This window comes from Halalkalibacter hemicellulosilyticusJCM 9152, assembly GCF_000513115.1.
Taxonomy (GTDB): domain Bacteria; phylum Bacillota; class Bacilli; order Bacillales; family Bacillaceae_D; genus Halalkalibacter; species Halalkalibacter hemicellulosilyticus.
In genome coordinates this window covers 1-9,645 of record NZ_BAUU01000062.1, presented here as the reverse complement: position 1 = coordinate 9,645, position 9,645 = coordinate 1, and the positions used below count along the sequence as shown (strand labels likewise).

Genomic DNA, 9,645 nt, shown 5'->3' with positions numbered 1-9,645 from the left:
CGGATAAGGACTACCGTTTCACTTACCTGTTGTCCTTTTTTCACTTTGACCTCAACAGTATAAATCTGAACATTCAGACTTATTCAAGTGACTAAAAAATAGTGATTTGACATTAGTAGAATTTATTTATGCAATGTTACTGACAATTTTTATAAAAATAGCTTATTTTTCACAGACTTTCAGAAGAGAAAACAAGGGTCCTTTATCGAAAACGCAAAATCGATACGGAACCAGTTTGGATATTTGAAGGCTAATTTGCGTTTCACGACTTTCTGTACGAGGAAAATCGAAGATAGAAAACAAAACGTGTCTTGCGTTAATGGCATTTTAACCTTAGTAAACATTGATCCTTGACTATAGGGTTACTCCATACCTTAGATTGTATATGTTGATAGTATCTAATAGGAGATGACCACTATGTCTATTTCAAAAGGAATCGAACAAGAATTTACCATGAGATCGTTATTAGCATATGCAGCTCCTACCGTTGGCGTAATGGTATTCATTTCAATTTATACAATGGTTGACGGTATTTTTGTAGCACGTTATGTGAATGAAACAGCATTATCTGCAGTAAATTTATTCATGCCAATTTATGCTTTTATATTTGCCATTGCGTTAATGCTTGGTACAGGAGGAAGTGCCATTGTTGCTAAGAAACTCGGGGAAAGGAATAACCAAGAAGCTAGAAGGAACTTTACATTCCTCCTATTATGCGGAGCAGCTGTAGGCCTATTCATTATGGTGTTAGGATTACCCTTACTGCAACCAATATTAAAATGGTTTGGAGCAGGAGCAAATGAGCAACTCTTTGAATACACACACACATATGGGAGAATTATTTTAGCCGTTAGCCCATTGTTAATCATTCAAATGATGTTCGAAAACTTCTTTGTGACCGCTGGAAAACCTAAATTGAGCCTAATCATTACCATTACAGGAGGAAGTTTGAACATCATTTTAGATTACGTATTTATCGTTGTGATGGATATGGGAATAAGAGGCGCAGCCATTGCAACGGCAATAGGAATTGTCGTCCCAGCTATTATTGGAATCATCTATTTTCTTTTAGCAAAAAATAATCAGCTTTACTTTTCTAGACCAAAAGTGGATTGGCATGTATTGATAAAAAGCTGTAGTAATGGTTCATCTGAATTAGTAACGAACCTCTCCACTTCCATTGTCACCTTTGTCTTTAATCTTCTAATGTTATCATACTTAGGTGTCGATGGAGTTGCAGCTGTCACAATCATGCTTTATGTAATGATGTTTTTAACTCCTGTCTTTATAGGATACTCCGTTGGTATTGCACCAATCATAAGCTATCATTATGGGAGTCAAAATACAGCTCAACTTAAACGCATCTTTAAAAACAGCTTCCTATTTATTAGCATGGTCTCAATCGCGGTATTTGGATTATCCTTTCTTCTTGGACCACTTCTTATTCAGTTTATGGTCGAGAAAGGTAGCAATGTTTATAACATTGCTAGAGATGGGTTTCGAATTTTTTGCATCAGCTTTTTATTTATGGGAACGAATATCTTCAGTTCAATGCTATTCACTGCACTTTCTAATGGAAAGGTTTCAGCAATCATTTCATTGCTTAGAACATTCGTTTTCGTACTAATTGCATTATCCGTGCTCCCATTAATTATCGGTGTTAACGGAATTTGGATCGCTATACCGTTAGCAGAATTTCTATCTATTATTGTTTGTATCTTCTTTTTAATTAGAAACAGAAAAGTGTATGATTATTTTTAAAAGCACTGTTTAGATGAAAGGATGATGAACATCAACCCCCAGGCCTACTTAACGACTGGTCAATTTGCAAAATTAATGGATATTAGTAAAGATACTTTATTTCATTATGATAGGGTCGGGATATTTTCACCAGACATTATTGCCTCTAATGGCTACCGATACTATTCCATTTATCAAGTAGACGTGTTCAATGTTATCTCGGCTTTAAAAGAATTAGATATGCCCTTAAAGGATATTAAAACATTTCTTGATAATCGGTCACCTGAAAGGCTTATTCAGCTACTAGAAAGAGAAGAAAAGGCTCTTACGGCAAAAATCCATCGTCTCGAAATGATGAAAAAAATGGTAACAGAAAAAATAAACGTCACAAAAGAAGCATTGGAGATAACTCCTAAAGACATTCATATTGAATACAAAGATCAAATGTATATCGTCGTTACCGATTCAAAGCCTGTTACAAGTGGCCAAAACATTTATGAATCTATTCTTAAACACCACAAGTATTTAACTGAACATAGCATCGACGAAGGGGCTACTGAAGGCTGGATGATAGGTGTCAATAAAGTTTTAAATGGAGATAATTTGCTGTATGATTACCTTTATACAAGGGTAAATGATTCAAAATTCGCTAATCATTTAATAGAGAAAGGAACCTATTTAGTCGCTTACCATGATAAAGGATTTCCAACCATTGAACAAACTTACAGTCGATTAATTCAATATGCTCAAGATCATAACTTAGTGTTAAAAGGATATTTTTACGAGGATATATTGCTCGATGAATTAGCTGTAAAAGGGTTTGAAAAATATGTAATCAAGCTTTCGGTACAAATTCAAGATAAATTCACATAATATCCCCTGCAACTAGGTGTCTCAAAACATTACAACATCCTTTTGAGACACCCTTTTTGTCACTTAAGCCCATCTTATACATTCCTTCTTTACTTAGTGAAATATTAAGTTAACCTTCTGATCTTTCTATTAATGCCACCTTTTTATTGCCCCTTCTTTCATTCAAGCTTTGGATACTTATCCCCTTTCACACTAATCCCTCCACAAAATCGTTTATTTTTTAAGTCATTCTTCAATTATCATATTATATTCTAAAATCCACTTGAAAGTGACGTTACGTCATTTTGTATAATGTAATATAAAAGCATATAGACATAGGGAGGATGCTCATGATCTCAATAAAAGAGGTAGTCAAGCAAACCGGTGTGACCGTCCGCACATTACGCCATTATGACCATATTGGCTTACTAAAGCCCGCTAGTAAAACGGAAGGGGGACACCGATTATACGGTGTAAATGAAATAAAACGCCTGCAGCAAATCCAATTTTTAAAGGCACTTCGTTTCACGTTACAGGAAATCCAAGACATGTTAGCAGACGGACAACAGGATTGGTACAGCAGTCTTCAAAATCAACTAACATTTGTTTTAGAAGAAAAAGAAAAACTAAATCAAATGGCTCAATTACTTCGTGGCCTAATGAATGAATACACATTAGAAGGAAAAAACGACCTCATTCATATTCAAAAGCTCATCAAAATGTATGAACATGTTAAGGACGAGCGGAAAACATTTCTACATGAACAATTCAATCAAAATGAAAGAGAGTTATTAGACCTCCTACCAAACGTTAATAATGGTGACCCTGATACACTGGAATGGATCTCTTTACTTGCTCAAATCAAAAGACATATGTCAAAAGGTATTGAATCCATTGAAGTTCAGCGTATCATTCGCCGAATGGACGAAAAAGAAAAGGAGCAATCAAAACAAGCGGGATTTTATCCGATTGATTCAGATGTGATTGAATTTATTGAAGCAGCTACGAATTATTATATAAAACAGCAGCAGTCATCATGTTAAATAAGTGTAGAGGTGATTAGATGGATTTTTTAATAGAATTTCAATGGAAGTTATTTATAGCTGCCGAGGTGCTCTCCATTATTTCCCTATTATTATTTGGTTATTTTCGTTACTTTCTTGGTCAACAAAGAATCAGCTTTCTCTTTATTCTCGGTTTTATTGGTTTTCTCATACTCGAAGTATTACTTGGTTTGTATATTTACGAACGTACCGGCGAGTTTTCAACGATCCTCCTCGTCATTACTATTTTTGTGATTTACGCATGTACTTTTGGGATCGCTGACTTCATTAGACTGGATCGGTGGATGCGCAGGAAAATAGGGCAATTCCGAGGTGTAGAGCTATTATCAGAGAAGGACTATGACATAATCGAACGTAACAAGAACCCTAAATACATTGCAAAAAAATACCGAATTAGTGCGTTTATTCATCTGATCATCTTTGTTATCGTTCAAGCGATTTTCTGGCATTTAGGAACATCTAGCACGAATGAGATGATTGAATATATCACTGATTTTTCTTGGATTGAAACGGAGTCAGCGGCCAACTCCCCCTATGCAAATGAGACAATGTATGCGATCGGTATGATATGGGGGATTGTCTTTATTGTTGACTTCCTTTATTCGATTTCTTATACCATCTTTCCGAGTAAGAAAGCATGATCTTATAAGAAAAACGCGACAACGTCTTTTCTTAACTGTGTTGTGCGGAGCCAACGCTCTTTATTGAATGATCTCACTAGCTTCTTCGGTTCTTCTCACATTTCTTCCGCGAATTTTATAAATTCTTCCCTTTCAAAAGAAAGCCGCCTAAGTATGATTCCTAGGCGGCATTTTACTACTTATTATGCGGTTCTTCTCTTTTTTGCAACTATAGCCATGAAGACGATTCCCGCTAACAAAGCAAGAAGTCCTATGAAAAGAATCGTATAGTTATTCGTTGCTGTATCTGGAAGCCCCTGTCCTCCTGATTTACTTTCCCCAGTAGTATCATCAGAACCCGAGCCTGGTTGACCTTCCTTATGCTCATTTTCATCTGCAACTGGATCTTCTGTTCCATCATCAATTTCTTCTAACTGAGCCTCTAGGCTTTCTATCATGTTTCTCAGGTCTGCAATAGCTTGCTCGAAGCTAGCCAATTGATCTCTTAGTTCCTCATCTAATGCTAACAAGTCTTCCATGAGTCTCTCTAGCAGTTCAAGCTCCTTCTTCAGTTCATCTAATTGCTCTTTTGTAACATCCTCAAGGCCTGCCAATCTACGCTCTAAGTCATTGATATAGTCGATCAATTCGTTAATAAACCTTTCCAAATCCTCTAGATCAGGATCAGTTGGTAGCGTAGGTTCTTCTTCCCCAGGGTCTTCTTCATCGAAGTTAGAGAATCGTAGAACTCCAAACCTTGAAGTATTTTGATAAGACTGGCCAGTTGGGTCATTCCAAATAGCAACACTATCACGAGATCCATCACCATTTTCATCGTTATTCACTTGAATATCAAATCCAATGATTGTCCCTTCTGATGGATCAATATCTGTTAAGCTAATAGCTGCTTCAACGACATAACCATCTTCAGTTAGTCTAGTAGCTGTTTCAAACGTGTTAGCATTAGCATAACCACCATAACTTTGCTCATTTTCATAGTTTACACGGAATTGTCCATCATCCGCTTGATAATATTCAGTTTTTGCATTGTTTTGGTCAACGAAAATTTCAATAGAATCCTGCTCCCACACATTTGCACTCTCTTTACTTAAATAGCTGTCTGTTACATCAGCATAGACATAGAGATACTCTTCATCCCAAAGTGTACGAACAACTGCAGTTGACCCTTCTGAACCTTCCACCCACACGTCAGTAGATATTTCATTTGCATTCTCCCAAATATCATCCAACTCTGCATTAATTTCAGGTGTACCATAAATCGCTTCAGAAACATTCACTTCAGGTAATAACGACAATGCTCCAAACCTTCCACTAGTCTCCTGCTCATGTGTAAGATCATTCCAAGATAAGAAGCTATATGTTTCACCATCTAAGACACGCAGATCAAAATCTAGTTGATCTCCTTCCGTTAATTCATTGCTTAAAGGTATCATTGCCTCAACTACATACCCACCATCTACCTCAGAAATAGATACTTCATCAATAGAATGACTTCCTCTAGCAAAAGTAGAATGGGACAATTCTTCGCCGTCAACAACGAACACTTCTAACGCATCATCCTCGTGAACATACTCGTCACTTACTTCAGCCCAAAGATATAAATGATTCTCATCCCATGTTGTTTTGAATGATGCTGATAAAGCTTCTCCTGCTCCAATCGTTACCGGTACAGTTGTTTCCCAAAGAAGATCTTTCTCTCCATCAATCTCAGGTGTACCGTAAGTTGAATTCGCTTCCTGTTTCAATTCAGGTAATCGTGATGGGTCGACTAGCGCCCAAAAAGCTAGCTTCGGTTGTAAATTATGATCAAATACAAACGGAGCATTTTGTCGTGGAATCGGTCTATCCGTTAACCAAGTATGGTCATCTCCAATTCCCCAAAACGTTACATTACTAATAGAGTCACTCATTCTAACAAACTCATCAAATAGCTGCTTGTACCGTTCAGCTTGAAGAACAAATATCTCTTCAGGAATATCATCAAATGTCTCATATACTGTCGTATCATCTGTATAGATACTTACATCAAGCTCAGTAATTTGAATATCGAATCCTTCATTCGCAAACAGCTCAATTGAGTCTGTAATAAGGTTAATATGAGGATTACGTATATTCACATGCGTTTGATGACCAACACCATCAATCGGTACTCCAGCTTCTGTCAATTCCATCACAAGATTATAAAGAGCATCCCGTTTGGCAGGTTCGTGGGTGTTGTAATCATTAATATATAGTTTTGAGTCATCACCATACTCATCTAGTACCGATTTAGCCGTATGAAACGCAGTAGCTATGAAATCTGTTCCCGTTAACCGATACCACTCACTTTGACGCATACCTTCAGGTCCATTCGGATCAACAACTTCGTTAACAACATCCCAAGAATCAATAACACCTGGATAGTTGTCCAAAATATATCTAACGACCGTATCAATATGTGTTTCTACACGATCTAATACTAGTTGCTTATTCTCTTCTGTCGCTTCTAACGGATCACCATTTTCATCTTCATGGAACCAATCTGGTGATTGGCTATGCCATAACAATGTGTGATAACGCAAAGATAAGTCATGATCCTGCGCATACTGCATCATTTGATCTAATTGACTAAAATTAAATTCACCTTCTGATGGCTGAATATATGCTGGTTTCATTATATTTTCAGCAACGATGCTATTGTAATGATAATCAAGCATTTCTCCGTGTGGCCCTTCCATTTGATACAACTCAATGGCCGCCCCAATTTGGAAATGCTCTTCATAGAATTGATACAAAGAAGGAATCACTTCTTCCTCTTCTTCTTGTGGTTCTTCAATGATCGCCCAATAAGCTGGCTTCGCTTGAAGATTATGGTCGAATACAAACGGAGCATTCGTACGTCCACTTACCGGGAAGTCATGTAACCAAGTATGGTCATCGCCAATCCCCCAGAATACAACGCTACTTATATGATCCTTTAATCGTCTAAACTCATTAAACAATTCCTTATAACGCTCTGCTTGAGTTTCAAATATTTCGGCTGGAATATTGTCAAATCCATTGTAATTTTGGTTATCGTTTGTGTAAATGCTAACATCTAATTCAGTAATTTCGTTATCTAAACCAAGCTCTGCAAACTTTTCAATGGAATCTGTAATTTCACTCAATGGTGGGTATCCAATGCTGATATGTGTTTGATGACCAACTCCATCGATTAAACCATCCTCAACTAAGTTTAAGTCAAGAATCATATCATAAATGAGGTCTCGTTTTTGAGGACTGTGCGTGCTGTAGTCATTATAATAAAGCTTTCCACTAGCATTATGCTTCTCTAGCTCTCTTGCTGTAATTTCAAATGCGTGGCGAATAAAATCTGATCCAGTAATGAGATAATATTCACTTCTGCGGTATCCATCACTTTCATGAGCGACTATGACTTCATTGACAACATCCCATGAGTCGATTCGATCATGATAGCGATCCACTACAGCAACAATATGATCTTCAATACGATCTAGAAGTAATTGTTTATTTTCTTCGAGGTTATCAGGATCTGCAACTTCACCACCAACTACCATCGGATTTCCATCCGCATCATTGAACATCCAGCTTGGTGATTGGTTATGCCATACTAACGTATGGAAACGAGTTTTCATTCCATTTTCTTCAGCAAAGTCTAACATTGCATCAGCTCTTGACCAGCTAAATTCCCCTTCATTGGGCTGAATGGCTTCTGGCTTCATTACATTCTCAGCAACGAGCATATTATAATGCTTCTGCAGCATTTCGCCATGTCTACCGAACATTTGATCACGCTCAATCGCAGCTCCAATGTCAAAGTAATCTGCGAACACTTCTTTCAATTCCGGAATATCTTCAATTTCACCTTGTATTTGTGCTTCAGCCTTGAAATCATCCAAATAGAAAGAGACACCTGATGATTGATCCGGATCATATGGCTCTTCGACATAAAAGAATAAGTCGTTTACTCCACTAGACAACGTATACGTCCCTTCTAGTAAGACCCACTCCTCATCTGTTACCATTTTTGGCGTCACTACCGGCGGCCAATAATTCGTACCATCCGCATCCGTTTCAGCTCGCGATACTTGTAACTCTGTCGGTTCTTCGCCAGGAGCTAATTTCACCCATACACTAATGTCATATGTATAACCTTCATACATATTTTCAAGAAAATCCAACTTCGCACTGTAAAACGTACCTTGACGATTTTCAATTAATAAACTATATTCACTGTCTTTACCTGTTCCAGCATTGACAGATAATTCTTCCACACCTTCTCTTGGCTCCCAGCCTTGTAAAGAACCATCTTCAAAGTCCGTATAAACGGCAATACCTTCTCCTTCAGGAATTTCAGGACCTTCTGATTCAGAACTTCCCTCTGTTGTAATTAAAATATTACCAATATAAAACGGAACAGTCTGACCTGCGTCATTGGATTGTATTCGTAACGCTGAATCGTTCTCTGCATCGACAGTATATTGTCCTTCTAATGTAAACTGCTCACCTGCTACATAATTAGCATTTAAATATAAGCCATCATAGCTGTTTATATTTTGAAGTAATGCTTGTCCACCTTCTGGAACACTCACACTTTCATCGACATACCCTGTCACCTTAATTGTATAAGTTTGTCCATCTTCCATTCCAACATCGGCAAAGGTAAAATCAACCCCATCCCAATTGTTGGTTCTTCCAGTTACATGTAAAGCATACCCGTCATCATTTTCATCAAATACAACGTCAGACACCGCTTCTAATTGTGCACCACCTGCTTGTGTAGCCAAACCTATACCATTTTCAAATGTTTCGTAATAAACCGTCTCCGTTTCTGATTCTGTCCCTGTCGCTTCCTCAGCGAACGCAGAAAGCCAGCCTGTTGGCATGACCAACAAGGCGATAAGAAATACTAGAGCATTTTTTTTCATCTTCCTACTCATTTGTTGCACTCCCCTACAATAGAATTTTCCTTCAACTTCAGTAAAGCGCTTACAATCTTTCGAAACTACTAATCACCACCTTTATTCATCCTTCAATTTCTTATTATCAGCCTTTTATGTAAAGGCTTACATTCGAATAATTAAAGATTATACTTCAAAAAATAAATACGTTTGATTGGATATACAACTAATGGCACATGCCTTTGTTTACACAGAAAAAAGTCCCGGTATAAAATACTAGGACTCATATACTCAAGAAGCCGTTCACGTTTCCTCATTCCATATCTACTTTTCTTTTTCTACTATGAACGAGTAAACTACCTACTAACAATAAAGTTGCGCCGAAAATTAAATAATTGTATAGTCCCAACGAAGTAGATGGAAGTTCATCTTCTGTTCCCGGGTCTC

6 protein-coding genes and 1 pseudogene are annotated in these 9,645 nt (G+C 37.4%); 5 read left to right on the top strand and 2 right to left on the bottom strand.

Features of this window, described 5'->3' with window-relative positions; genetic code table 11:
- Positions 1–173: 173 nt before the first annotated feature.
- The 5 genes and pseudogenes from JCM9152_RS24335 to JCM9152_RS20465 all read left to right on the top strand — a co-directional run.
- Positions 174–331: pseudogene (locus tag JCM9152_RS24335) on the top strand (transposase); the annotation flags it as partial.
- An 86-nt stretch (positions 332–417) separates the two neighbouring features.
- Entirely contained in the window at positions 418–1,761 is a 1,344-nt protein-coding gene (locus tag JCM9152_RS20480) for an MATE family efflux transporter (RefSeq protein WP_035347564.1), read from the top strand.
- A gap of 24 nt (positions 1,762–1,785) precedes the next feature.
- Positions 1,786–2,613, top strand: a complete 828-nt coding sequence (locus tag JCM9152_RS20475; protein WP_035347561.1) for a MerR family transcriptional regulator — start codon at positions 1,786–1,788, stop codon at positions 2,611–2,613.
- 329 nt (positions 2,614–2,942) lie between these two features.
- Positions 2,943–3,635: a MerR family transcriptional regulator gene (locus tag JCM9152_RS20470; protein ID WP_035347559.1), complete on the top strand. Its 693-nt coding sequence runs from the start codon at positions 2,943–2,945 to the stop codon at positions 3,633–3,635.
- 20 nt (positions 3,636–3,655) lie between these two features.
- On the top strand, positions 3,656–4,297 hold the full coding sequence (locus JCM9152_RS20465; protein ID WP_035347557.1) for a hypothetical protein: 642 nt from the start codon (positions 3,656–3,658) through the stop codon (positions 4,295–4,297).
- A gap of 182 nt (positions 4,298–4,479) precedes the next feature.
- Here JCM9152_RS20465 and JCM9152_RS21640 read toward each other — a convergent pair whose 3' ends face one another.
- Both JCM9152_RS21640 and JCM9152_RS24250 read right to left on the bottom strand, forming a co-directional pair.
- Entirely contained in the window at positions 4,480–9,237 is a 4,758-nt protein-coding gene (locus JCM9152_RS21640; protein WP_052016255.1) for an endo-1,4-beta-xylanase, read from the bottom strand.
- A 274-nt stretch (positions 9,238–9,511) separates the two neighbouring features.
- Positions 9,512–9,645 (bottom strand): LPXTG cell wall anchor domain-containing protein (locus JCM9152_RS24250; protein WP_148296564.1); only part of this gene is annotated, 134 nt, incomplete at its 5' end.

Coding starts and splice junctions, on each gene's coding strand:
- JCM9152_RS20480 (WP_035347564.1), top strand. CDS start 418: ATGTCTATTTCAAAAGGAATCGAACAAGAATTTACCATGAGATCGTTA.
- JCM9152_RS20475 (WP_035347561.1), top strand. CDS start 1,786: ATGAACATCAACCCCCAGGCCTACTTAACGACTGGTCAATTTGCAAAA.
- JCM9152_RS20470 (WP_035347559.1), top strand. CDS start 2,943: ATGATCTCAATAAAAGAGGTAGTCAAGCAAACCGGTGTGACCGTCCGC.
- JCM9152_RS20465 (WP_035347557.1), top strand. CDS start 3,656: ATGGATTTTTTAATAGAATTTCAATGGAAGTTATTTATAGCTGCCGAG.
- JCM9152_RS21640 (WP_052016255.1), bottom strand. CDS start 9,237: ATGAGTAGGAAGATGAAAAAAAATGCTCTAGTATTTCTTATCGCCTTG.